Below are 26,236 nucleotides of genomic sequence, written 5' to 3'. Positions count from 1 at the left end.
CAGAAGGTAAGAAATGAAATATTATTATATTATGGTAATTATATTACTTTATTATTGTATTACAAAAAAAGAAAGCGTTTTATTAATCCTTGTAACATGATTATACAGCAAGCTATTCGGTTTCGACTACTCCAAAATAAGGACGGTACCCGAGATGAGCATACATATTGTCGGTTTGAATCCGACTGTACTTTTTCCTAACGAAGAGCCTCTACGCCAGATCGTTTACGTGACAGTAAGAAGTCATGGTATAGAGCGAATTGAGGCTGTGTTAAAAGTAACAGTCGAAGGGGAATCAATAGGTGATGAGTGGGAAAGCCAAGTCACGCTTATAGAAGGGGATCAACAACTCGAAGTGAGAGTTAGCGATATGGAAACGCCAACCCTGGTTGCGATTTCTCTTTCCGTGAAAGAATCAGGAGAAGTACTTGCTTCTTATTCAAAGATGTGGCAGCCACAACGGAAATGGCGTGTTCATGTAGTCAAAGCATCCCATTATGATTTAGGCTATGACGGTCGCGTGGACCATATGCAGGCGGAAGCGGCTGATTATATGGATTTGGCAAGACGTTTAGTTGGAGATAAGGATCAGCTGCATGAATGGCACTACCATCTAGAGCATATGGGGTACATTCGTGCTTATGAGAAGCAACGGACACCAGCACAGCTGCGACAATTTGTTGATGAGTATTTGAAGTCCGGTTTAATGACATTGTTAGGAAATCCAAGTGGTCCACATTGGCACTGGATGGACTATGAACAGATCGCTCGAGCCTCTTATCCTGCTCGCAGGGAAATGAAGGACCGCTTCGATCTGGATGTCAAAGGGATTGCAGTAATCGATAATCCGAGCGCATCATGGTCGTCATTTCAAGCCTTTGCGAAGTCAGGGTTTCGCTACTTTTATCGATTTGGAACGACCTTTCGCGGACCAGGTTCGCATAAGGAAATTGGCATGCCAAAGGTTTGCTGGCTGACGGCACCTAACGGGAGAGACCGCATACTCGGCTATTTTACCGACTTTTATGGGGAGAGTTTGTGGATCGGTCAGGCCGGCGGCGGGGGAATGAATTATGTAGAGCCTGCAGCTAAGCAATTATCCGAATTTTTGCTGCGTGTTGAGAGTGGAGAGATGTACGGTGACTATCCGTATGACACACTTCTCATGAGCAACTACATCGATTGGGAAATCCCCCATGAAGATGAGCGTATTCTCATAGAATGGCGTCGCAAGTTTGCGTATCCGCAGATATGTTTTTCAGATGCTAATGACGCGATGCTGCGGCTTGAAGAGGTATATGGTGACCAGATTCCGGTCGTAAAAGGGGATACCAACAACTACTCTGGCGATTATTCGAGTATTGATCCGGCTTCACAAGGGATTAAACGCAAAGCGACGCGTCACTTAGCTTTCGCAGAAGGGCTCCATGCTATAGCTTCATCGCGATCCGACGTGACGTATCCAGGCAAATTATTGAACGATCTCTACATCAATCTCGTGGAGTTCGATGAACATTGCTGGCCGACGATGCTACCAGGCAACAATATGAATATTTTTAACACCAATGTTGTAAAAACGAAGAAAATCAGGCAAACCGCTGAAGAAGTGAACACGCTGCTGAATGAATCTATTTCACGTTTATCAGCCACAACGAGAACAGATGGTTCTTGCTCAACAATGACCGTTTGGAATTCGCTGGCTCACACGAAATCAGGGCATGTCATTTTCACAGCCACATCCGACGATTTATTAACATACAGCCAATTGCGAGATGAGTCGACAGGGGCTGAAACGTCGGTTCAACAGCTTGAGAACAGCAATGAATTTATTTTTTATGCAACGGATGTACCTGCCTACGGTTATAAGACCTACACCCTGGTAAAAGAACCTCAGCTTCAAGCTGGCCGGGAAGACATGCAAATTGGGGAAGCGTTGGAAGCGTTCACAATTGAAAATGCAAAGTATCGGTTTGCCGTCGACCGTATGAATGGACGGGTTTGTACACTGTATGATAAGGAATTGAAGCGTTCATTATTAGATGCGGAAGCTGCACATGGGTTTAATGAGTGGCTGCAAGTGACGACTGGCGAGTTCTCTTACACGCTTTTGTCCAAAGATTTAACGGTTGCTTCTATTGGAGAGACAGCTAATGTGTCCTGCACGGTTGGACCCGTGATGTCAGAAATCCGAGTGGAGTTAGCCGATCGCCGTGTTGGCGTAAAGCTGGTATCCATTTATCGTTTGTATGCCAATGCCGATCACTTGGATGTCATCAATCGAACGGAGCGCATGGATTTTCTGCATACCTCGGTCAATGATCGATACAAACAAAATGTGTTTGTTTCCTTCCCTTTTCAAGTAAATAATCCAGCGTTTAGAGCCGAATATTCGGGGGGGACTCTTGATCCTGCGGAGGATTTCTTACCTTCTGTACGTGATTTCGTCACCGTCAACAGATGGTTGGATGTGAGCAGTGGGGATGGTTCCTTCGGGATAACCTTTGTTCCGCACGAGGCCTCAGCGATTCACCTTGGGAAGATTAATTACAACCAATTAAGCGCTGATTATATTCCGGAGAGCTCACATCTCTATAGCTACGCATGGTCTAACCGTATGTCAGGTCTTACGACGTTAAGCTTAGAGGATTATAAAGCTGAACTCTCTTATTCGATTCGTTCCCATGCAGGCAATTGGCAGGAAGGTGAGGCAGCCTCATTTGGTTGGCAGCAAGCCAGCCCATTAATCGCTGATGTTGGTCATCAGCCAATGGAGAAGCAGATAAGCTTCATTGAGGTTGACCAGAGCAACGTGCAAGTCGTTGTCTTGAAAAGGTCGGAAAAACCAGGAGATGGCTACACGCTTCGCCTTGTTGAAACGGAAGGACGAGCGACCACACGCGTTAAAGTCCATCTTGGCTTCGCTCAGATCGATCGAGCATGGTCCTGTGATTTGGTGGAAAATCGTTTGCAGTCTTTGGAGCTGGAGGACGGCTATCTCTTCCTTACAATCCCTTCTTATGATATGGCAACGATTCAATTACATGTGAAAGAAGCAGAGTATCAGGAGATTCAAGCTCTTACAGTAACCCCACTGAGTGATAGTGAGATTCAATTAACGTGGCAGGTGGAAAAAGAAAATGCTGGACATGGTTACTTTATCTACCGTTCCGAAGATCCGTTAGCTCCTCCTACCCTGCATACGCAGGTGGGTTATGTGGAGTCGGCTTGCTTCCTTGATACAGGGCTTCATCCAGGCACGGAATATTACTATGAGGTTATTGCTGGCACTGCACACAATGGGCAGTCCGATCATGCGCGTGCGAAAGCTTTTGCAGAAACGAGCTTAGTGAATAAGACCGCGCCTAAACCAATTCAAAGTTTAAGCGTCGTTCCTCTGGATTGGGACGCATTAGCCGTCTATTGGAAACGGAATACGGAGCCAGATGTTGCTTATTATGAATTGTTTCGAGGGGCGGAGCCGAATTTCCAACCTTGTCGTGACAATCGAATAGCACGTCTGAGTCCGAATCAGTACGAGTTACAAGTGTGGGAAGATACGGGGCTTACGCCAGGTGATGTCTGGTATTACAAGGTGTATATAACCGATTACGCAGGCAATATTCAGGATCATTGTCTGGGTGTTCGAGGTGAAACACCTGTGACGAAGCGGCTTCCGGAACGAAGAGATACCTTTTAGAGAATAAAGCGGGATTTCCCGCTTTTTTAATGCATTATTTCTTATATTATGGTATTATAATTACATTAATATAAAAATAGTGAATATTCAGGAGGATATCTATGTATTCATATGCGAAGGGCTTACAACAAATTGAAGTGGATGTTCTCATTTGTGGAAGCGGTTGCGCGGGCATTGGCGCTGCTATAGCAGCGGCAAGAGGCGGGGCAAGCACCATGGTGCTTGAGAAGAATGGCTACTCCGGAGGTATAATCACCGCCGTTCATAACCCCTTTTTCGACGGACTAACAGATTTGCGCAACGGCGATATTATTGTGAAAGGCATCGCATTTGAGATGTATGCCAGAATGGGATATGCCAGCCCAACGGCTACCCGACTAGATGGTCTTCACCAAACCGTTGACCCAGAGAAGTTAAAGACCCTTGTAGACCACTACTATTCGAAGTTAGCGATTAGAACCTGGTATCATAGTCCAGTTGTAGACGTTTGTGTCAGCCAAAATCGGATTGAAGCGGTTATCACCGCGAACAAAGGGGGCATATATGCCATTAAGCCGAAAGTCGTAATCGACTGTACAGGTGATGGAGATATCGCAGGCTGGGCAGGAGCACCTTATGAAATGAGTGAGACGGTTCAACCGATGACACTACATTTCCGCATCGGAAATGTGAAAGTCGATGACGATTTGCCTGCTAAGTGCGAAGAAGCCTTAAAAGCACCCTTCGAGAATGGGGAACTGCCTTGTTACGGCGGCCCTTGGATGTTCTCCTTAGCCAAAGATGAAATCACGATTAATGCAACTAGGATTCATTCGAAGCCTTTGGACCCAGACCTGAAAAGTAAGGCTGAGATGCGAGGGCGTGAGGATGCATGGATTATGTTTGAAACTTGGAAAAAAGCGCTGCCTGAATTTCAAGATGCCTATCTCATCTCGACGGGTCCGGAAATTGGTGTAAGAGAAACGAGGCGAATTGTTGGCGATTACACGTTAACCGTGGATGATATTACCAACACGCGGACATTCGATGATGCCATCGTGAAAGGTTCTTGGTTCCTGGATATGCATCCTTCCGACGGCTCCGTAGGTGTCCATCCGCATACGCATTACAAGCCGGCACCTTACGATATACCGTACCGGACACTGTTGCCGCAAAAGCTCGACAATGTCATCGTTGCAGGCCGCTGCCACTCGGCATCGCGGGAAGCTTTAAGCTCTTCTCGTGTAACCATCACCGCGATGGGGATGGGAGAAGCAGCTGGAACTGCTGCTGTCATGGCTATTCAGCAGCAATGTGGGATGCGTGAGGTTAAGATGCAAGAGCTTCAGGATAAACTATTCGCAATCAAAGCGGGCTATTAATTGGTTTTCACGTAAGCAGTACCACGAAAGGGGCAGTCGTCTTGCTTCGAAAAAGAGATCACTATGTGTTATACGCGTTCTTACTCCCTGTTGTCATTATTCTTCTTCTATTCAAAGGGGTTCCGATTGCACAGTCTTTTTATTACAGCTTTACTGACTACAATGGCATTGAAGCGAATAGCGTCGGATTGAAAAATTACATTGAAATTATGACGGACGATGCATTTAAAACGAGCTTGTTCAACAGCTTATTATTTTTCATCAGCATCCCGATTAAAATTCTTTTATCCGTATTATTGGCTGTGCTTGTTTACGAAAAAGTATGGGGATCAGCGTTTTTCCGCTCCGTCATCTTTCTTCCACAGGTGTATTCAGCTGTAGTAATCGGTTTCAGCTTTTCCATCATGCTGTCGATGAACGGTCCCATTAATATGATGTGGAAGGAATTGGGGCTTACACAGCTTATTATGGATCCTTTAACAGAACCGTGGATGGCTAGATCGATTCTGATCATTGTGCTTGTCTGGGCGGGGATGGGGACTGGTATGATTATCACGCTTGCAGCGATGTCTACTATGTCTCATGAGGTGCTGGAATCAGCCAAAATAGATGGCGCAAGCTGGTGGCAGACGTTTGGCCGCATTATATTGCCAATGTTGAAACCAACCATTGAGTTTCTTGCCATCATGTATACGATTAGTCTGTTTACCAACCAATTCGGACTTGTCTATGCCTTGACCAAAGGCGGCCCAGGAAAATCGACGATTTTGCTTGATTATTTGATTTATAATGTCGCATTCACCGACGGGCAAAGTCGATTTGGCTATGCATCAGCCCTAGGCATCATCCTCATGATTTTAGTTGCTTTAGTGATGCTTGTGCAGCGGTTGTTGTTATCTGAACGAGGAGGGAAAACGCAGTGATGAGAACGTTTAAATTTCAATTCCCTTCCGTTCTATTTCTTTCCTTAGTCTCGCTAACAACGTTGTTTCCACTGTATTTCATCGTGGTGACATCCTTCAAAACCTCGAAGGAGTATTCGCTCAATCCGCTTGGCATGGCAACGAATTGGTCATTTGACAATTTGGCGAGTGCGCTCCAAATCGGTAAGCTGCTGTCATATTCCATGAATACGCTTTGGATGACCGTGTTGTCGCTTGCCTGCTTTGTCGTGCTGTATAGCATGGCTGCGTTTACGTTCACGTTGGGGAAGAGCAAGTGGCTGCCTGTGATACTTGTCCTATTTGTTCTTAGCAATATTATTCCGCTTCCCGTTATTATTGTGCCATTGTTCAAAGAACTGCTCACCTTTCATTTGTTCAATAAGTTCACGGGGCTGCTGCTTGTTTATATTGCGCTGTATGGGCCATTCTTTATCTTATTTCTGACTTCGTACAATAAGGCGATTCCCAAATCACTGTATGAGGCAGCGGTGATCGACGGCGCTTCTGTGACGGGATTATTCCTGCGTGTCTTCGTGCCGCTGAATCGCCCTGCGATCGCAACCGTCTGTATTCTCGGCTTCTTGTATGTGTGGAATGAGTTTTATGCTTCGCTCATCATTTTGCAAAAACCAGATAAGCGTACGCTGCAAACGGGGATCGCCCTACTCAAAGGTCAATATCAAACAGACATCCCGCTCTTAACAGCAGGTTTGCTCATTGCTGTCGTTCCCGTCATCGTGTTTTATGTCCTATTCCAAAGGCAAATTGTTGCTGGTATTACGGCAGGATCGATTAAGGAGTGAATTAATTACCATAATAATAAAATACATTTATTTTATAATAAAAATAGTTTGACAATACGAACGGCGATTTGCTATATTGAGTTCGAGTAAGAAAGATACCGCTTTCATATTAAAAGGAGGCTTCTATTCGTGAAAAAGAGAAACGTAAACACGATCGCTTCAATCGCTGTCATGACTTTGATTTTAAGTGCCTGTGGAAGTAACAGCAGCAGCACCACGTCAACGAGTTCGAGCAGCCCGGCAACGCAAGCAAGTCCAGCAGCTGCAACTGCAGCAGCAACCGCTGAAGCGAAACCGAAGGATGTTAAGTTGGTTGTATGGGATTGGTTTTACGGGGATACGAGCAAAGGTCTTGGCAAGGTCTTTAAGGAAGCCGACGAATCTTTCATGAAGAAATATCCTTATATCAAAATTGAGCATGTCGGTCAACCGGCCAACGACGATTTCCGCAACTTGTTCAAAACGGCGATGATGTCCAAAGATGGTCCAGACGTAACGCTGTATAACGGAGGCAGCAATTTGCAGGGTGTAAAAGAATCCCTCTTGCCGCTTGAAACTCTGCTTGATCCGGCCACCCAAGAACAATTGAACTTCCCGCTAGGTAAAAAAGAAGACCCGGTTCAGTTCGCTGAGCATATCTACTTAGCTCCGATTTCCGTTCAAGGTTCGATCTGGTATTACAATAAGAAATTATTTAAAGATGTGGGTCTTGATCCGAATAAAGCACCGGCAACGTGGGATGAGTTGCTGGCAGCAAGCAAAACACTGAAAGACAAAGGTATCACGCCAATTGGCACGACGGCTAAAGGTGGCGCCAATGCCAATGCTTGGCTGACTTCATTGCTCTTTAACTCTTTATCCTACGAGGAATTAGCGACTTTCCGTACGACGGACCACATCAAGTGGACAGATCCGAAGGTAGCGGGCGCGCTACAGAAGATCCAAGATCTTCGGGATTTAGGCTATTACAACAAGGATGCGACTTCGTTGGCCCTATATCCAGATCAAGCGAACATGTTTAAGAATGGGAAAGCAGCGATCATCAGCGGTCTTTGGTCTGACACTTTGAATTGGAAGGAACTCGGAGATGGGATTGGGCATGACAATGTCGGCGTATTCGTTTTCCCAAGCATTGGATCCGTGCAGCCGAAGACTCAATTCTCCCTCTTTGACACTGGTTGGGGAATCACAAGCTGGACTAAACAGAAGGATGCTGCGAAACTATATATCCAACATATGACGAGTGCAGATGTGCAATTGGCCGCGTTGAAAGAAGCGGGTACATTCCCAAGTAACAAAAATGTGGATATGACGAAAGTGGATTACCCCGTACTGAAGGATATGATTAATATTTATAAGAAAACAAGCCAATCCAGCCCCCATGTACCAGGTTTGATCGCGAACAAGCAAGAATGGACAGATTTTAAAACGAATTATGAACTCGTGATTGGCGGTAAAATGAACATGGATCAAGTCTTAGCTAAAGTGCAAGAGGTTGCTAATAAAAAGTAAAATGAATAACGGGAGGAATGGCGGAAACGCTATTTCTCCTGTAAATATTGTATAATGAGCCCCTAACTAGGGGGGATTTTCCAGCGGCGATTGAAAGTTTATCAACCTGGAGGTATATTATTCCTATAATCTAAGAATAGAGGTTGATTTTATTGTCCATTCAATCATTGGACCGTGCGTTGGATATCCTAGAGCTATTGTCTGCGAATAATTCCTCAATGCCACTGAAATCAATCGCTCAACAGCTCGATTTGTCAGTTAGTACTGTGCATAATCTGATTAGCACAATGGTAGATAGAGGCTACGTGCAGCATGTGGGAGCCCGCGGTGGCTTTACACTTGGTTACGGACTTGTAGAATTAGCATCCAATGTCATGGTGCTGCATCATATGAACGATATCGTGAAGCCATTTGTTTTGGAGCTATATGAAAGATCAGAACGAGAATCTTCGTACTATAGTGTGCTCAGGAAGAATGGCATCGCAACGGAAATTTATTACCCGAGTTCATATACACTTAGTGTGACGCTGGGAGCAAGTTTATTAGATAAACTGCACTGCTCTGCACAAGGAAAGATTTTCCTAGCGTATATGACGCCGCAGAAATTAGAGAAATATTTAGAAACGCACCCGCTGGAAAAATGCGGCCCGAACACGATTACGGATAAGGAAGAGCTTATCGCTCATCTCAAACAAGTTCGTGAACAAGGCTACGCGTTGAATATGGAAGAAACGGAAGATGGCGCATGCGGAATTGCCGCACCGATCTATGAGCAGGGACAGATTGCTGTGAATGTTCTGGCGATTGGGTTGCCTGAGATTAGAATGCGGCATAAGAAGGATCAGTTGATTGAGATCGTAACTGAAATTTCACAAAGGGCTTCACTGAAAATCAAGGAATGCCTGACGGATGGCAAAAACGAAGAGGCTTAAGTAATGGAATACAGGAAAGCGCAATGTAAGTTGCCTTCCTGTTCTTTAATGTATGCGCTTACATAAAAGGAGATTGATAATTCGAAGTCGATATATCGCAAGGCGTGAATCAACATTTTAGGAGGGATCAATAATGAGATGGAAATCTTCGGTATTGGTTTATTTGTGCATCGCATTAATCGTGACTATGATCGGTGTTGTACCTTCGACTAGTTATGCGGCGACCATCAATGTGGAGGCTGAGAGTACGACACTCTCAGGTTATGTATCCGACACTACACTGGCTGGGGCGAGTGGAAGCGCCTATGTCAAAGCGACGGGAACGGGAACAGCGACCTATGCGTTCGCGGGAACAGCAGGCGACTATGCGATGAATGTCGTTTATTACGATCATACCAATGGTGCTGCAACCTTTCGTGTCAAACAAAATGGCATTGTGATCGACGAATGGTATGCAACAGATAAGCATGCAAGCAAATGGATCACGCGACGCGTGAAATCGAATTTCGCGGTGGCATCTGGTGATGTGATTACGGTGGAGGGAGTATCCGATGCCAGTGACGCTGCATTTTTGGATAAAATTCAATTTACAGATCCGATCGTAACGCCAGTGAAGTCGACTGCCACACTGATTGATGATATCTTTTACCAGTTTAATTACACAACAGACGGGACGAATCAATTCCCAGGTGGCTGGGAGTCGGATGTAAGCGGAGGCACGATCACCAATATCTTTGATACGGATACGTCCAGCTACGATCGCAGAATCAAACTGGATGATACAAGTACGATCAATCCGGTTCAGATGAGCAAGCCATTTCCAGATCAAACGGGAAAAATTGTGTATGAAGCTGCATTTAAGTTGACGTCGGCAATGGATGGCGTGAAGTTCCAGCTGCGGAATGACAGCACAGTTGCTGTGAGCATTAAGACCGCAGGAGGCAATCTGGTGGTTGAGACATCCTCTGGCAGCACGACCTTACAAGCCTACAGTACCAACACGTGGTACGGACTCAAGGTGGTTGCAGATACAGCAACGAATACGGCGGATATTTATGTTAATGGTGCAATTAAAGCGACAGGGACAGCTTATCTAAATAGCGTTACTAAGCTAAATCGTGTGCATGTGTCCACATCTCCAAGCGGTACGGGCCAATTGCATCTGCATGGCATTAAGCTCTATAAAGGCTATTTGGTGAAGGAGAATTTCTTTAGTTCTGGCACAAGTGTTGTACCATCGGATTGGACCTATCTAGCTCCAGGCGGATCTGGTTCTGTGCAGAATCAGTTCTCCCAGCAGTCAGATAATCTTCGTGTGTTTAAGTTTGATGATACAAGTGCAAGCGGCAATGTGGAGATTTCCAAGACGTTTACAGCGCAAACGGGCAAAACGACGTTGGAATACAACGTCATGCTACCGACCAAAGTGGATAACTTTTATGCGGAGTTCGACAGCGGAACGACAACAGCAGTCAAGGTGTATACGGCGAATGGAAACTTGAGCTATGAGAACAGTGGCGGAGCGCCGGTCACCCTATGGAGCAACTACAAAGCGAATGTGTATTACAAAATAAGAATTGAAGCAGATGCTTCGACCGACAAGGCAGATATTTATGTCAATAATGTTCTCTCAGCAACCAATGTGGGGTTCAAAAACGTCGTATCCTCGATCGATAAGGTGAGGTTTTCGTCATCAACAGGCAATAGCGGTGTCATGTATGTGGACGATATTGAGGTGTATCCGACGCCAGTCACACCTTCCACGTATGTGCCTACCCCAGCTTCCATTAGCGGAAGCGATGCCTATCTTGTAGGGGTACAGCATTTTAGCGGATGGCGCGAGGGTACGCATAATGGTTGGGAGGCTATTACCAAGTACGCGGACCGCAAGCCGTTAATCGGTTGGTACGATGAAGGTAATCCGGAAGTGATGGATTGGGACATTAAGTGGTGGGCTGAAAATGGCATCGATTTCTTCTTTACCACATGGTTTCGAAATGTAGGGGGTAAAGGCCAACCGGTTAAAACACCATTTCTGGACCACGGCTATGAAGCTTATTTTAAATCGAAGTATCAAAATTATGTGAAGTTCGCGATTACCTATGAGAATGGGAATGAAGAGCGCGGTGTTAGCAATCAGGCAGACCTTGTTGGCAATTTGTTCAACTTTTGGCTGGAGCATTATTTCAAGAATCCGAATTATTTGAAAATAGGAAATAAACCGTTATTGGGTATTTATTCCCCAGATAAGTTGAAGAGTCAGCTTGGCGGTACGGATGCCAATGTGAAAACAGCACTGGACGCTCTTCGTGCAGCAGCCGTGAGCGCTGGATTTGATGGACTTATCATCATTACCGAAGAACGGAATATGAATGCCAGTCGAATTGCTTCTTTTAAAAATCAAGGCTATGACTCTTACTACTCTTATGTTGGGCCTACAACGACGAGTGGCATGACAAATCAAAAGAATGCCGGAAGCGGTAACTTAGAGGATATTCCGTCCCCATCCGTTGGTTGGGCAGATAAACCTTGGTATGGCAACACATCGGATTCAAGAATTAGCCCATCGACCTTCCAGTCTTTACTTCAATGGATTAAAGATACACATATGCCGACCTATTCAGCGGGCGCATTAGGCAAATCCATGCTGCTTCTCGATAACTGGAATGAATACGGCGAAGGACATGTGATCAATCCATCCGTTGAGAACGGGTTTGGTTATGTCAATGCGGTTAAAAATGTTTTCCTGCCATCAGCTGCTGCGCCATCGAATGCTACACCCGATAGTGTTGGATTAGGACCTTACGATAGCCTCTATCCAAGGCTGTGGAGGACACCGCTCCTCGAGCTTCCGGCTCCACCGAGTTCGTTACATGCTTTTCCAGGAAATGCAGCTGTTGGTTTAGATTGGAGTGCTGCTGCGGGGGCGACTTCCTATTATGTGAAACGAGCCACCTCAGTAGGTGGACCTTATACGACAATAGCGTCAGGTGTCACCAATACGTATTATGTGGATACGACGGGGTTAAGTAATGGAACCACGTATTTCTATAAGGTGTCTTCAGCCAACCCTGCAGGTCAGAGTGCCGATACGACTGCTGCGACGGTGAGCCCAGGAACGACCTTTGAGGATTTCGTCGATGACGGGGATACGGGCTATGCGGAAACAGGAACTTGGTACCCAAGTGGCTTAGGCGGCTATGCCGGCGACTCTAGATTTACGTTGGAAGCTTCTACTAGTTATGCGACATGGACACCAGTTATTGCGACTTCAGGCGCCTATGAGATTTTTGTTCAATATCCGACCAATGCGGCAAATGTAGCGGTAACCTATTCGGTTACTCACGCTGGCGGCACAACGAATGTCGGTGTCAACCAGGCTGTTGGCGGCGGGACATGGGTTTCCTTAGGAACGTTTACCTTTAATACAGGCGTAGCTGGCAATGTACGACTGGTTGGCGCAGGAGGAGGCGCTCCGACGCGGACTGATGGGATCAAGTGGGTTAAATAATGTCATCAAAAATGGAAGGCTGGAGTCAAATGGATACGATCTTGAATCATGTCATAGAGAAATACCCTGAGCTTAAAGTGTGTAAGGCCGATATTGAGCGTGCTTTCGAGAACATGCGGGACTGCTTTCAGCAAGGCGGTAAAGTGCTGCTGTGCGGAAACGGTGGAAGTGCCGCAGATTGTGACCATATCGTGGGCGAACTCATGAAAGGCTTCATGTCCCGCCGAGCTTTGACGGAAGAGAAGATGGCTGAGATTCACAGCATATTCCCTGAGGATGGCGACTACCTGAGAAGGAATTTGCAAGGGGCATTGCCTGCGATTTCTTTAACAGGGCATGCCTCCTTGATGACCGCATTTGGCAATGATGTCGCGCCTGAAATGATATTTGCACAGCAGGTGTTTGGTTACGGCAATCAAGGCGATGTCTTATTTGCACTAAGCACATCAGGGAATTCATTGAATGTCGTGCGAGCCCTGCAAGTTGCTAAAGTGCAAGGTGTTCGTACCATTGGGTTAACTGGCCAAAATGGAGGGAAGTTTCGCGAGCTTTGTGATGTCACCATATGCGTCCCTTGGCAATCCACACCGGATATTCAAGAAAGACATTTACCGATTTATCATGCGTTATGCAGGATGCTGGAGGAAGCGTTCTTCCCATCAACCTAGAATAGATGGCAAGGAGGGGCCGAGGAGCTATGACATGGTTAGCTGGTATTGATATTGGGGGTACCAAGTGTGCAGTAAACGTAGGTCGTGTTCATTCAGATGATCGGATGGATCTGTGTGGGAAAATTCGCTTTTTGACCCCGCAATCACCAAGTGAAACCATGGACCAAATCATAGCTGCCTTAGATTCCCTCCTAGCTGAACTCGCATGCAGGGATGTTCTTTCAGCCATTGGGATTAGCTGCGGGGGGCCCTTGGATAGTAAAAGGGGGATGATCTTATCTCCGCCTAATTTACCAGGCTGGGATGCAGTAGATCTATTTACACCTCTGCAGCAGCGATATGGTGTGCAGGTAGCCCTTCAAAATGATGCCAATGCCTGTGCATTGGCAGAATGGAAATGGGGCGCTGGTGAGGACAGCCGCAACATGATTTTTTTAACTTTTGGCACAGGGATGGGTGCAGGGTTGATCTTGAATGGTGCGCTTTATACGGGCACGACAGATATGGCTGGTGAAGTTGGACACATGCGACTCGCAGAGGATGGTCCTGTTGGATACGGGAAGGCGGGCTCCTTTGAGGGTTTCTGCAGCGGTGGCGGTATCGCGCAAATGGCGCAAGCTGTAGCTCTTCGCAACTTAAATGAAGGGATACCTGTCTCCTTCTGCCGATCAGCTTCCGAGCTGGGCAGCGTGACAGCCGAGATGGTTGGCTTAGCTGCACAACAAGGGGATCCTGTAGCCATTGACATTCTGCAGCTGACTGGACGTAAACTTGGCCAAGGACTTGCCTTGTTGATCGATATACTTAATCCCGAAATGATCGTAATTGGGAGTATCTACGGACGACAGCAAGCCATTCTAGAACCATTCGTCTTGCAAGAAATTGAAAAGGAAGCGTTGCATCTTGCTAGTCGCGCTTGTCGGATCGTTCCAGCACAGCTTGGCGAAGGTATCGGAGATTACGCGAGTTTATCGGTTGCGTTAAATGGCCTGAGGGACTGAAAGTGGAACTAAAAGAACCATTAACATGTGTACTCACTTACACCTGCTTGCACTTTGTGTTATCATCGAATCACAAAGTCTGCATGTGGAGTCAGTGAGGTATGAACATGGATCGAAAATACTGGGTCCCCGCACTGGAAAGAGCACAAGACGTGCTTCAGCTAGTTGCCGCTCAACCCTCTAAGTTGAAATTGATGGATTTGAGTGCAGCGACGGGGATTAATAAAAGTACGATGTTTTCCCTATTACACACGATGGAAACGTTGAACTGGGTGATTAAAGAAAAAGGAGACACCTATGCGTTAGGCTCCTTTTTCGGTGTGATCGGCAACGCTTATTTCGCTGGGATGTCGTTGGTGAAGTTATTCCATGAGAAAGCTAGCCGTTCCGTGGAGCGACTTGGTGAGACCGTTCAGTTAGCCCGCTTGGAGAAAGGCGAGCTGGTGTATTTGGCCAAGAAAGAGGGAGCGACGCAAGTCCGGCTCATCTCTGAGCCTGGCATGCGTTTGCCCGCGTACGCGACGGCAATGGGCAAAGTGCTGCTTGCTGCTTTGGAAGAAAAGCAGGTGCTCGCCTTCTATGAGGAAGGCAGCTACCAAGCCTTTACGCCGAACACAGTTCGAAGCGGAGAGGAGCTGCTTGAACAGCTCCGCATCGCAAGAGAGCACGGCTACGCGGTCGATCAAGAAGAAGTTGTCCTCGGCTTTTGTTGCATAGCCATGCCGATTCTGGATCGTAACGGTGAACGGATTGCGGCTGTGAGCTGCTCCATGCCTGTTCATCAATGGATGCTGAAGCAGGCGTTGGCGATGGAAGAAATGAAGCTATTGGCTAATGATTTGTCAGCCGTTTTCTAGTATTGCCAAAACCATCTGTCTATCCAAATTTTGGATAGACAGATGGTTTTTTTATGCATTGACGAGATAGAAAGCGGATGCTAAACTAAATCTATACTTTTAAATACAAAACTAAGTTTATTATACTAAACTAAAAGGGCTGGTGCCAAATGAGATTACGCAATAAGGTCATCATGATTACAGGTGCAGGTTCAGGGATAGGGAAAAGCACTGCGCTGCTTTTTGGACAAGAAGGGGCGCATGTTATCGTTAATGATTTGGATGCAATTAAAGGAGAGGAAACAGCTGCCGAAATTCAAGCGAATGGCGGTCAAGCGCTCTTCCTGCAAGCGGATGTTACAGATGCAGAGTCCGTCAAAACGATGGTAGATCGTGCAATTGAAGCATGTGGACGTATTGATGTACTTTTCAATAATGCGGGAATTAGCGGAGTTGGCGCCTTGCATGAGCTGGAGCCTGAGCAATGGGATCGGGTCATTCGCGTGAACATTCGCGGCGTGTTTCTACCATCCAAATACGTTATCCCTCATATGATGGAGAAGCGGAGCGGCTCTATTATTAACATGTCTTCCTGCATCGCGGAAATTGGGTTAGCTCGACGCGCATCCTATGCAGCTACCAAAGGAGCTGTGCTGGCGTTGACGAAATCGATGCAAGTCGACTATGCACCGTACCAAATTCGTGTGAATGCGCTTCTGCCGGGCACGATTTTGACACCTTTTGTTGAGAACTATTTGAAAACATCATATGATGATCCTGAGGCTGCCATTAAATCACTAAAAAGCAGACAGCTCAGCGATGAGCTTGGAACGCCAGAGGATGTTGCGCAAGCCGCGTTATTCCTAGCCTCGGATGAATCCAAATTCATGATGGGCTCGCCTTTATACATCGATGGTGGCGCTGTGTTTGGCAAGAATGCTTAGGTTAGATCAACTTATTCCAAACTACTTAATATGAGAGAGGATGTTATCTTTTGAAACTAGTCACAATTGATCATTCCGGTGTACGTCATCTTGGTGTGAAGCTTGAGAATGTTGTATTCGATATGACGGAGGCGTTGAAAGCGTATCCTGAAGCTGGAATTCCAACCGACATTATGTCTGTCATTGCTAATTCAGATGAGGTATTGCCTCAGATTGAACGATATATAGCAAAAGTAACGGAGGGGTCGTCAGAGGGGAAAGCGTTCTTATTGGACGAATCTCAAGTCAAATACGGTCCATGCGTTACGCAGCCTGGCAAAATCATTTGCGTGGGCTTGAACTATCGCAAGCACGCGGAAGAGACGAATGCGGCTATCCCGCAATATCCGATTTTATTTAACAAGTTCAATAATACGATTGCAGCGCAAGGTGATGATATTCCACTTCCTAATCGTGTGACGAGTCAGGTTGATTATGAAGCTGAGCTGGTTATCGTTATTGGTAAGCAAGCGAAATATGTGTCCAAAGAGAATGCTTTGAGCCATGTGTTTGGCTATTGTAATGTGAACGATTTGTCCGCGCGTGACTTGCAGATGCGTACCCAACAATGGCTGCTAGGCAAATCCTGCGATAAATTCAGTCCGCTAGGGCCGTACTTGGTTACAGCTGATGAAGTCGGCGATCCGAACCAGCTGAAAATCTCCTGCACGGTGAATGGCGAGATGAGACAAAATTCACATACATCCGATATGATTTTCCATTGCGATGAAATCGTCAGCTACATATCCCAGCATATGACGCTGTCGCCTGGAGATATTATTTTGACTGGAACGCCTGAAGGGGTTGTGCTTGGTAAGCCTGTAGATCAACGCGTCTATTTGAAGCATGGCGATGTTGTGACCATTGAGATTGAAAAGCTAGGCGCTTTGACGAATCGTATGGTGGATGAAATCATCAATTAATTTATAAAGATATGCACTCGTGCAGCGTGAAAAGCAACTGCTTTTTGCGCAACATGCACAGGGTGCTTTTTTTCTTTTTACAGTGATTGACACCGCTTCGTATTGATCTTACAGTAGAAGAGTGTGGGAATATTTAACAGTGGGGGGCGTGTGCTTTGGCGGAAAAAACGCTGGAATTACAAGCAGGCTTTAGATTGTGGTGGGTGCCAAAAGTGGATCCTCCACCGGTTCGTTACGAGATTTATAGTGGTGAGTCTCTGATCGGAAGTACGATTCTACCCGAATTTGAATTACCGAATAATCTCGTCTACCCCGAACTCAAGTTTGTCGTGAAAGGCTACGATTCGAAAAGTAATATAGTAGCCAACGAGAGTATTCAAGTAGAACTTGAAATTCCGAAGGTGAAGGATCAGTTCACATGGCACACTACAGTAGGACGTCAACTTCGATTTATCATGTTTGCTTACTTATTCCTCCTCATCATGATGACTCCCCATCTCATCTTATACATCGCAAATGGACATCTTGCCTTCAACTCCGATAAACACTCACTCTTTCACTTTCTTGAGATCACACAGGCTAGCAAGCAATACGCCTATATTGGTTTAGCAGCGATTTGCGGGCAAAGTATATTTCTCATGCTGGACTATTTCAAATACATACGAAATCAATCTTTAAATCTGAGCATCTATTGGATGTATTACACCGTTCGGCCTTGGATTGCTGGGGTTTGTGCTGTGATCGCTTTGGCACTTGTGCAGGGAGGGTTACAATTGTTTCCTGACACGGTGAGTGTTGATATGGCATCAGGCGCTGCAGTGGTAGGCGTTGGATTTCTAGCTGGTTTCAGTTTGCACAAAATCTTAAATAGGTTCTATAACCTTTCAGGCACGATGTTTGATGAGAAAAAAGGTGAGGCTGCCCGTGGCAATGCAGGAAACGGCACACCTTTACCTCCAGGCTAGATTTAAAGACACAATAACGATTTGTCTTTTAGTCGAAATCGGCGGTATACTTGATCATATGATCAAGCAAAGGAGCCGCCATGCATGGATATTTCAAATCGAATTGCCATTGGCGTGTTAGGGCCAGAGGCATTAGTGAATAAAGTGTTAAATGTTATCGCGACATCCTTTCCTTCTTTCGAACCGATGTCTCACGCCTGTTCAGCAGAAACAGCACCAGAATTGGCGGAAAAGCTGCTCGCCGAAGTCGAAGTGCTGCTCGTTACCGGGCCGACGCTTTATCGACGGGTGAAGGAACAAGTCGTGACTTCCTTGCCCGTCCATATGATTCCTTTGACAGATACCGGACTATTTAGCGCTTTATATCGTTTGCGCAGTAACCCGCAGCTGCATGCAGCAGATACGGTGTTTAGTATTGATTCTTTTACATCGTCATCCCTAAGCAGACACGTGAAGGAGATTGGCGAAGCATCGGCTAGCTTCCTTATTTATGATGGCCCGCCTTATCCGCAAGTGGAGACGATTTTGAATTTTCATTTGGAAGCGTATGAAAAGGGAGCTACACAAGCGGCGATGACAACGGAAAGTGAAGTAGCCGACGCGCTTAGTCAGAGGGGAATTCCATGCGAGTGGATTACACCGACCGACCAGAACATTACCGTCGCCCTGGAGCGGGCACTCCTGTCAACAGAAACGCGCCGCAGTAAAGAAGCGCAAATATTAGTGGGTATGATTAACGTAGATGATTTCGGCAAAAAGCTGCAGCAGCAGAGCACAGAGCATGATATTCAGCGCTTTAAGCTCGAAGTGCATCGCAAGCTGATTGACTATGTGGAATCGTTGGACGGCTATTTGACACATCTAGGCGCGGACGAATACTTGTTTTTCACAACAAGGGGGATATTCGAACGCGAGACGGTTGGCTACAAGTCCGTACCGCTTGCTCGTGAAGTCTGGAAATCACTAGGTCTGTCTCTTAGTATGGGGATCGGCTTTGGTCGCAGCGCCAATGAAGCGGGCACGCATGCGCGACTTGCGCTCCGCAGATGCAAAGAAGCAGGGGGCAATACGTGCTTCATTGTACGCGAGGACAAAACCTTAATTGGCCCGCTGGAAATGGCAGACCCGCTTAGTCGAGACTTATCGGTGACAGATCCTGAGCTGCTCAAGAGCGCAGAGGATGCCGGGATGACATCGACTTATTTGAGCCGACTCATGGCGACGGTTGCGCGAACCAATAAGCTGGAATACGAAGTGCATGAGCTGGCAAGTATTTTGGGAGTGACGGTTAGAAGCACACATCGTCTTCTATTGCAGTGGATGGATCATGGCTTGATTTCAAGTGTCGGTTATGTGAAGGTGCCCAAAGGGAGACCTAAGCAAACGTTTCGACTCTTGTTTTTGGAAAAGCTGGCTGCCGATCCAAGCGGCGTATAAATGGATGGCGAAGAACCGCTCTAGTGTTGAATTCCGGCACGGGGCGGTTTTTTTTGCATTAATTTAAAGACGATTTAAAGATTTGTCTTTTATGTTCCTGAGTCCGTATACTACAGACATGAAGCTATTTATTGAACATGATGTGAGGAGACTGAGAGATGAGAACATTAGAAGATTTGGATAAGGCGATGTCGACCCCGTCCCCAGCACTAATACAATTTATGCAAGAGTTAAAAGGTGATTTGATGCTCCTTGGTGTCGGAGGAAAGATGGGGCCGAGTCTAGCCAGGCTAGCGATGAACGCTATTCGAGCAGCAGGTGTTGATAAAAAGGTATACGGGGTTTCGCGTTTTTCAGAAAGCGGCCTACAGGAAGAGCTTCAATCGTATGGGATTGAAACGATTGCTTGTGACCTTTTAAACGATGAGTCGTTGCAAGCGTTGCCAGATGTTCCTAATGTCATCTATATGGCTGGCACGAAGTTTGGAACAACAGGGAAAGAACATTTCACTTGGGTGATGAATGCTTATTTGCCAGGCAGAGTAGCCGAGAAATTCCACAACTCCCGAATTGTTGTCTTTTCAACAGGTAATGTGTATCCGTTCACACCGGTTACGTATGGCGGAGCTCATGAAGCGATTAGTCCTGCTCCGATTGGGGAATATGGTCAATCCTGTCTTGGCCGTGAGCGGATGTTCGAGCATTATAGTCACAAGAACGGGACGCCTGTGCTGATCTATCGTTTGAATTATGCCATTGATTTGCGTTACGGTGTGCTACTGGAGCTTGCCAAGTCTTTGAAGGAAGGGCGAGCCATTGATCTTTCTATGGGCCACTTCAATTGTATCTGGCAGGGAGATGCCAATGAAATTGCGATTCGTTCGCTGCAGGCTACAACAAGTCCAGCTAATTTCTTGAATGTAACCGGACCTGAGACGGTGTCCGTCAAATATGCGGCACAACAGCTAGGGAAGAGACTGGGCATCGAGCCCATTTTCAAAGGTCAAGAGTCGGAGACCGCATTGTTAAGTAACGCCGCGAAAAGTATGCAGTTATTTGGCTATCCGCGAGTTTCACTACTCCAAATGCTGGACTGGGTAGCGGAGTGGGTTGAGCACGGGGGCAGTACAATCAATAAACCAACTCATTTCCAAGAACGAGAGGGGAAATTTTAGCGATGACTGGGCGCCGAGAACTAAGTAATGAACAACGCATTGCGCTGCATGATGGACTCGTCATTCCTGCTCATCCACTGGCCCTAACGGCTGACCGCTTACTCGATGAGCAAAGTCAACGGGCGTTGACTCGCTATTATATGGCTGCAGGATCTGGAGGAATTGCTGTGGGAGTGCATTCGACACAGTTTGAAATCCGCGATCCCAAGTATAACTTGTATGAGCGAGTTCTACGCTTGGCTTCGGAAGAAGTAGAGCGCGCTGCACTTTCAAGACCCTTCATTAAAGTTGCCGGTATTTGTGGGCCAACAAACCAAGCAATTGATGAAACGGATACAGCTATCTCACTTGGCTATGATGCAGCTTTGCTATCCATGGGCGGCTTAAGCAGCTTAAGCGAAGCACAAATCTTGGAGCGAACAGCACGGATCGCCGAGAAAATGCCTGTGATCGGCTTTTATCTTCAACCATCTGTTGGAGGTAAAGTGTACAGCTTTGATTTTTGGAAGCAATTTGCGAACATACCAGGCATTATCGCGATTAAAATGGCTCCGTTCAATCGTTATCAAACGATTGATGTCGTACGCGCCGTCTGTTATTCGGAGCGTCGTGACGAGATCGCGTTATACACGGGGAATGACGATAACATAATAAATGATCTGCTGACTGTTTATAAATTCCAAGTTGAGGGTAAGAACATTGAGAAGAGAATTGTCGGCGGCTTACTCGGACATTGGGCAGTATGGACGCAGAAAGCGGTGGAGCTGTTAGAGGAAGTTAAGGGGGTGCGAATGAATCCTACGCTTGCCTCTGAATGGCTTACGCGAAACATTGAAGTGACCGAAACGAACGCAGCCTTCTTCGATCCTGCCAATGGCTTCGCAGGCTGTATTCCGGGTATTCATGAAGTACTTCGTCGCCAGGGCTTGTTGAAGGGAACATGGTGCTTGAATCCTCATGAACAATTGTCGCCAGGACAATTTGAAGAAATCGATCGCATGTATCATGACTATCCACATTTGAATGATGATGCATTTGTACAATCGAATCTCGCAAAGTGGTTATCTTAATCACGAAATGATAGCCCCACCAGGAAGTTTCTGGTACATTGAAAGTAAGTATTCGATTCTTATCTGGGGGGATTTCGTTTGCGTATTCGGTTCGATCGGTTTCCACAAGGTGTTACCAAGGCATTAACGCTAAGCTATGATGATGGGAAAGTACATGATCGCAGACTCGTACGAATTCTGAATGAGTACGGGTTGAAAGGGACGTTTCATTTAAACAGCGGCTTTCTTGGAAAAGAAGGCTACATTGAAGCGACAGAAGTGGCCACGCTTTTTCAAGGTCATGAAGTATCTGCGCATACGATCGATCACCCATTTCTAGAGCAATCGCCAATGGATCAAGTCGTGCGTGAAATTTCGAACGATCGCGAGGCATTGGAAGCGTTAGTTGGCTATCCAGTCCGCGGGATGAGCTTTCCGTTTGGGACATACTCTGACAATGTGATACATGCGCTTCCCACGCTTGGCATTGAGTATGCACGAACCGTAGGGAGCCATGGCGGCTTTCAAATGCCAAGCGACTTTTTACGGTGGCACCCAACCTGCCATCATAAGCAAATGCTGGAGCTGGCGGACAAATTCCTCCAGTTAGAACAGCGGCATTCGCGGATGTCACTCCTGTACGTTTGGGGTCACAGCTACGAATTTGAGAACGACAACAATTGGGAGATGCTGGAGCAATTTGGCGAGAAAGTACAAGGAAGGTCTGACATTTGGTATGCGACCAATGCCGAAATTGTAGCGTATATGCAAGCGCTGGATCGTCTGCGGTTCTCTGCGAATTGCCGTATCATCCATAATCCTTCTGCGATCTCGGTTTGGATCAGTGCAGAAGGCGATAGTTTGGAAATTCCTGCAGGACAAACAGTAAGAATATAGCATTTATTTGTAAAATTTCGTAAAAAACACAATTTGCTAATAATTTCTTAACAATCATCGATTATGATGTAGGTAGCAAAATGTATAAGTTATCCACAAGAAGAATTTCAAAATCGGAGGGATCAGTATGGGGCAACGATATGAGTTGGAAGAAAAGATTGAAGCGTTAAGATACGAGCTGAATCTTGCTAGTCAAACATATGGCCTATTGTCTGACACGGTATTGAAACTCTCGATCGCACTGGATGAACTGCTGAATACCTACTATGAATTTCGTTTTATACGAACAATTGCATAAATAAAGAAACCGAGTTCACGCCGCTGGTGTGATTCTCGGTTTTTTTTGTTCACGTGATCTACTGGACATGGTATAATTTGTGAGGAAATTTATACTAGTTCATTATAAAGAAGGCTTGTAAATCAAAGGAGGATCGTTACAATGGCAGCATGGTTGGAGCAAGGGGATATCGTTCTATTTCAAGGGGATAGTATTACGGATGCAGGACGTATTCGTGAGAATTTCAATGATCTTGGCAGAGGGTACGCACTTATGGCAGCTGCACAGTTTTCTGCGAAATATCCGGAGAAAAAGGTTACGTTCCTGAACCGCGGGAATTCTGGTAATCGGGTTCCAGATCTACAAGCACGTTGGCAGCAAGACTGTCTAGACTTGAAGCCGAATCTAGTTTCGATTTATATTGGCATCAATGATACTTGGCGAAGATATGATCGTAATGAAGCGACCACGACAGAGAAGTTTAAAGAGGGATACCGTCAATTGCTTGACCAAACGGCGAGCACTGGGGCAAAGCTGCTTCTCATCGAGCCATTCGTTCTTCCTGTACCAGAAGATCGCAAGCTGTGGAGAGAAGATTTGGATCCGAAGATTGATGCAGTTCGTGATTTGGCGAGAGAATTCGGCGCGCGTTTACTTTGTTTGGATGGTTTATTTGCACAAGCTTCCACGCTAGCTGACAGCGCTTTCTGGGCGCATGATGGCGTGCATCCTTCACCTGCAGGACATGCGCTAATTGCGAATGCTTGGTTGAAGGTAGTCGGAGCTGTTGAGTAATTTAAATAGCTAGGTTATGAAAGCTTCCGCATGTTGCGTGAAGCTTTTTTTTACATAAGTGGGAAGTAGTCAATTTTAGAGAGATAGAGGTCAAAATAAGGTCTAGTTTGCTTTTGCCTTCAGAGAGTATAGTGTAAAGTAAAGTGTTGAAGTTGGAAGGAGAAACTATGAATAGTCGATTCTTATTAGATGCATTGCTCGAAGCTGAAGCTGAACACGGAAGCCTGTTTCATGAAGCTTTACAGGTAAAACAAAGAGAGAGTGCGTTGCTCTCAACTGTCTATAACGAAGTTACACCGCTAGTCAAGGAGTTTGAGAGTAAGCCGATCGCTGCATTACCCTTTAAAGAGTGGGATTTATATCGTTCAAAGGGCTCGCGCATCGAATTTGAAGCCCTCTATTTTGATCGTCGTCGACGGTTAGCGGCTTTGGTCGTGGCAGCGTTGAAGGATGGCAGCGAGGCCTATTTGACTGCGCTTGAAAATACAATTTGGGCAATTTGCGATGAATATACATGGTGTCTGCCTGCACATTTAATGAATCATGATGCTGCGGAAGAAGGAGAAGAATTCAAGCATATTGATTTATTTGCCTCCGAAACAGCGCATGCACTCAGCGAGACATGTCACATCTTCCGAGATCAGCTCAACGGTCAAGTGGTGAGAAGGGTACAACGCGAGGTTAAGGAGCGGGTTCTTGCACCTTATGTGGATCTAAAGAGAGCTTATTGGTGGGAAACGTGCGACATTAACTGGTCTGCCGTTTGTGCGGGGAATGTCGGTATGGCCGCTATCTATTTGCTGCCTGATTCGAAAGAACTGCTGCCTATTATAAACCGTGTGCTCGGATCGATGGATTGCTTTCTGGCAGGTTTTTCAGAGGAAGGCGCTTGTTTGGAGGGGCTGGGCTACTGGTATTATGGCTTTGGCTATTATGTCTATTTCAGCGAGTTGTTGAAGCAGCGTACAGGGGGCAAGGTAGATATCCTCCAATCGGATGCAAAAGCACGGAGGGTTGCTCAATTCCCGCAGACAAGCTTCATGCAGGGCAATCATATTGCCAATTTCTCCGACTGTTCACGGAAAAATGGCATTCAGATCGGGATTTTCAGCCGTTTGTGCGAAAAGTTTGAAGAGATTCGGATTCCGACACTTGAGAATCTGCCGCCAACCATCGATCATTGCGGTCGCTTCGCAAGTGCTGTGCGCAACGTCGTTTGGCTGAATGAACCACTGCTGCGCGAACGTGAAAACATGCCGCTACAAACGGACATCCTGCCCGAAGCTCAATGGATGGTGAGCCGGGCACAGGTAGGAAATAAGCTAGTTAGCTTTGCAGCCAAAGGCGGGCATAACGACGAGCCTCATAATCACAATGACATCGGACATTTCATCTGGATCGTTGATGGGGTTCGATGGTTGGAGGATTTGGGAGCAGGTCTCTATACGAAGCGATATTTTGGTGATGAGCGATATGATATTCTATGCAACAGCTCAGCTGGACACAGCGTTCCGATCATCAACGGCAGCCACCAGCAGGAGGGCCTTGCGCATCGTGCTCAGGTACTAGCAGCGGAGTCGACGGATGCTCATGATATCTTCCAGCTTGATCTGAGTCAAGCGTATGCCGTACCTACACTCGAAAAGCTGGAGCGCAGCTTCGTGTTTGATAAGCGGGTCGGGAAGCTGACCCTTGCGGATTCATTTGAGTTCCGTGAATCCAGCGCAGCCGTGACGGAGCGCTTTGTTACGCAGCACAAGCCGCTCATTGTACGGCCGGGGGAGATTCGGCTGGAAGCGGCGGGTGCTGATGCGCAGCAGCTGTTGCGCTATGATGCGGCGCAGTTGACGGCGTCGATTCACACGGTGGAGCATCAGAATCATGAGGGCGAGACGGAGACTGTGTATTTGATCGATCTAGCTGCGGCTGAGGTGGGGGAGCGGGTTCGGATTGAGGTTGTTTTGGGCTTGGGGTGATGGCTGGGGCTCGAAAATCGAGCCTAAGGTACGCGCATTTGGTGGATAGGCTCGGAAATCGAGCCTAAAGTACGCGCGTTTGGTGGATAGGCTCGGAAATCGAGCCTAAGGCCTCCGCCGTCATGGAATAGGCTCGAAACCCGAGCCTAAAGTCACCGCCGTCGCCGGATAGGCTCGGAAATCGAGCCTAAGGTACGCGCGTTTAGTGGATAGGCTCGGAAATCGAGCCTAAATCCACCGCCGTCGCCGGATAGACTCGGAAATCGAGCCTAAGGTACGCGCGTTTAGTGGATAGGCTCGGAAATCGAGCCTAAATCCTCCGCCGTCACGGAATAGGCTCGAAACCCGAGCCTAAAGTTACCGCCGTCGCCGGATAGGCACGGAAATCGAGCCTAAGGTACGCGCGTTTAGTGGATAGGCTCGGAAATCGAGCCTAAATCCTCCGCCGTCACGGAATAGGCTCGAAACCCGAGCCTAAAGTTACCGCCGTC

At 46.6% G+C, this 26,236-nt stretch carries 20 protein-coding genes; all 20 read left to right on the top strand.

Going from position 1 to position 26,236, the window contains the following annotated elements:
• The first annotated feature begins 154 nt into the window (after positions 1-154).
• Complete coding sequence (locus AC58UX_RS05045; RefSeq protein WP_497250121.1) at positions 155-3,697, top strand: glycosyl hydrolase-related protein; 3,543 nt, start codon at positions 155-157, stop codon at positions 3,695-3,697.
• A gap of 101 nt (positions 3,698-3,798) precedes the next feature.
• Positions 3,799-5,058, top strand: a complete 1,260-nt coding sequence (locus AC58UX_RS05040) for an FAD-dependent oxidoreductase (RefSeq protein WP_497250119.1) — start codon at positions 3,799-3,801, stop codon at positions 5,056-5,058.
• A 41-nt stretch (positions 5,059-5,099) separates the two neighbouring features.
• Positions 5,100-5,981 (top strand): carbohydrate ABC transporter permease, encoded by an 882-nt coding sequence (locus AC58UX_RS05035; RefSeq protein WP_497250117.1) that lies wholly within the window; start codon positions 5,100-5,102, stop codon positions 5,979-5,981.
• Positions 5,981-6,805, top strand: coding sequence for a carbohydrate ABC transporter permease (locus AC58UX_RS05030; RefSeq protein ID WP_497250115.1), 825 nt, complete (start codon positions 5,981-5,983; stop codon positions 6,803-6,805). Before AC58UX_RS05035 ends, AC58UX_RS05030 begins: the two co-directional genes overlap by 1 nt.
• 129 nt (positions 6,806-6,934) lie before the next feature.
• On the top strand, positions 6,935-8,317 hold the full coding sequence (locus tag AC58UX_RS05025) for an extracellular solute-binding protein (RefSeq protein ID WP_497250113.1): 1,383 nt from the start codon (positions 6,935-6,937) through the stop codon (positions 8,315-8,317).
• A 152-nt stretch (positions 8,318-8,469) separates the two neighbouring features.
• Positions 8,470-9,249, top strand: coding sequence for an IclR family transcriptional regulator (locus AC58UX_RS05020; RefSeq protein ID WP_497250111.1), 780 nt, complete (start codon positions 8,470-8,472; stop codon positions 9,247-9,249).
• Between the two features lie 133 nt (positions 9,250-9,382).
• A complete protein-coding gene (locus tag AC58UX_RS05015; protein ID WP_497250109.1) occupies positions 9,383-12,760 on the top strand; it encodes a golvesin C-terminal-like domain-containing protein in 3,378 nt (1,125 codons plus the stop codon).
• Complete coding sequence (locus AC58UX_RS05010; RefSeq protein ID WP_497250107.1) at positions 12,760-13,428, top strand: D-sedoheptulose-7-phosphate isomerase; 669 nt, start codon at positions 12,760-12,762, stop codon at positions 13,426-13,428. Before AC58UX_RS05015 ends, AC58UX_RS05010 begins: the two co-directional genes overlap by 1 nt.
• 29 nt (positions 13,429-13,457) lie before the next feature.
• Complete coding sequence (locus AC58UX_RS05005; RefSeq protein ID WP_497250105.1) at positions 13,458-14,432, top strand: ROK family protein; 975 nt, start codon at positions 13,458-13,460, stop codon at positions 14,430-14,432.
• A gap of 101 nt (positions 14,433-14,533) precedes the next feature.
• A complete protein-coding gene (locus AC58UX_RS05000; protein ID WP_497250103.1) occupies positions 14,534-15,289 on the top strand; it encodes an IclR family transcriptional regulator in 756 nt (251 codons plus the stop codon).
• A gap of 149 nt (positions 15,290-15,438) precedes the next feature.
• Positions 15,439-16,212, top strand: a complete 774-nt coding sequence (locus AC58UX_RS04995) for an SDR family NAD(P)-dependent oxidoreductase (protein ID WP_497250101.1) — start codon at positions 15,439-15,441, stop codon at positions 16,210-16,212.
• A 50-nt stretch (positions 16,213-16,262) separates the two neighbouring features.
• A complete protein-coding gene (locus AC58UX_RS04990; RefSeq protein WP_497250099.1) occupies positions 16,263-17,174 on the top strand; it encodes a fumarylacetoacetate hydrolase family protein in 912 nt (303 codons plus the stop codon).
• Between the two features lie 155 nt (positions 17,175-17,329).
• Positions 17,330-18,139, top strand: a complete 810-nt coding sequence (locus AC58UX_RS04985; protein WP_497250097.1) for a hypothetical protein — start codon at positions 17,330-17,332, stop codon at positions 18,137-18,139.
• Between the two features lie 84 nt (positions 18,140-18,223).
• A complete protein-coding gene (locus tag AC58UX_RS04980; protein ID WP_497250095.1) occupies positions 18,224-19,576 on the top strand; it encodes a GGDEF domain-containing protein in 1,353 nt (450 codons plus the stop codon).
• 158 nt (positions 19,577-19,734) lie between these two features.
• Positions 19,735-20,751: an NAD-dependent epimerase/dehydratase family protein gene (locus tag AC58UX_RS04975; protein ID WP_497250093.1), complete on the top strand. Its 1,017-nt coding sequence runs from the start codon at positions 19,735-19,737 to the stop codon at positions 20,749-20,751.
• Positions 20,752-20,753: 2 nt separating this feature from the next.
• A complete protein-coding gene (locus tag AC58UX_RS04970) occupies positions 20,754-21,821 on the top strand; it encodes a dihydrodipicolinate synthase family protein (protein WP_497250091.1) in 1,068 nt (355 codons plus the stop codon).
• Between the two features lie 78 nt (positions 21,822-21,899).
• Complete coding sequence (locus tag AC58UX_RS04965; protein WP_497250089.1) at positions 21,900-22,697, top strand: polysaccharide deacetylase family protein; 798 nt, start codon at positions 21,900-21,902, stop codon at positions 22,695-22,697.
• A gap of 127 nt (positions 22,698-22,824) precedes the next feature.
• Complete coding sequence (locus AC58UX_RS04960; protein WP_497250087.1) at positions 22,825-22,995, top strand: Spo0E family sporulation regulatory protein-aspartic acid phosphatase; 171 nt, start codon at positions 22,825-22,827, stop codon at positions 22,993-22,995.
• Between the two features lie 141 nt (positions 22,996-23,136).
• Positions 23,137-23,769 carry an SGNH/GDSL hydrolase family protein gene (locus tag AC58UX_RS04955; protein WP_497250085.1) on the top strand — a complete coding sequence of 211 codons (633 nt, stop codon included), beginning with the start codon at positions 23,137-23,139 and terminating at the stop codon, positions 23,767-23,769.
• A 167-nt stretch (positions 23,770-23,936) separates the two neighbouring features.
• The gene (locus AC58UX_RS04950; protein WP_497250083.1) at positions 23,937-25,745 is read left to right on the top strand and encodes a heparinase II/III domain-containing protein; all 1,809 of its coding nucleotides are present in this window, start codon (positions 23,937-23,939) and stop codon (positions 25,743-25,745) included.
• Positions 25,746-26,236 lie beyond the last annotated feature (491 nt).

The sequence above is a fragment of the Paenibacillus sp. J22P90 genome (assembly GCF_059692195.1).
The sequence above is the reverse complement of the archived record's forward strand: the minus strand, read 5'-3'. Positions and strand labels throughout refer to the sequence as shown.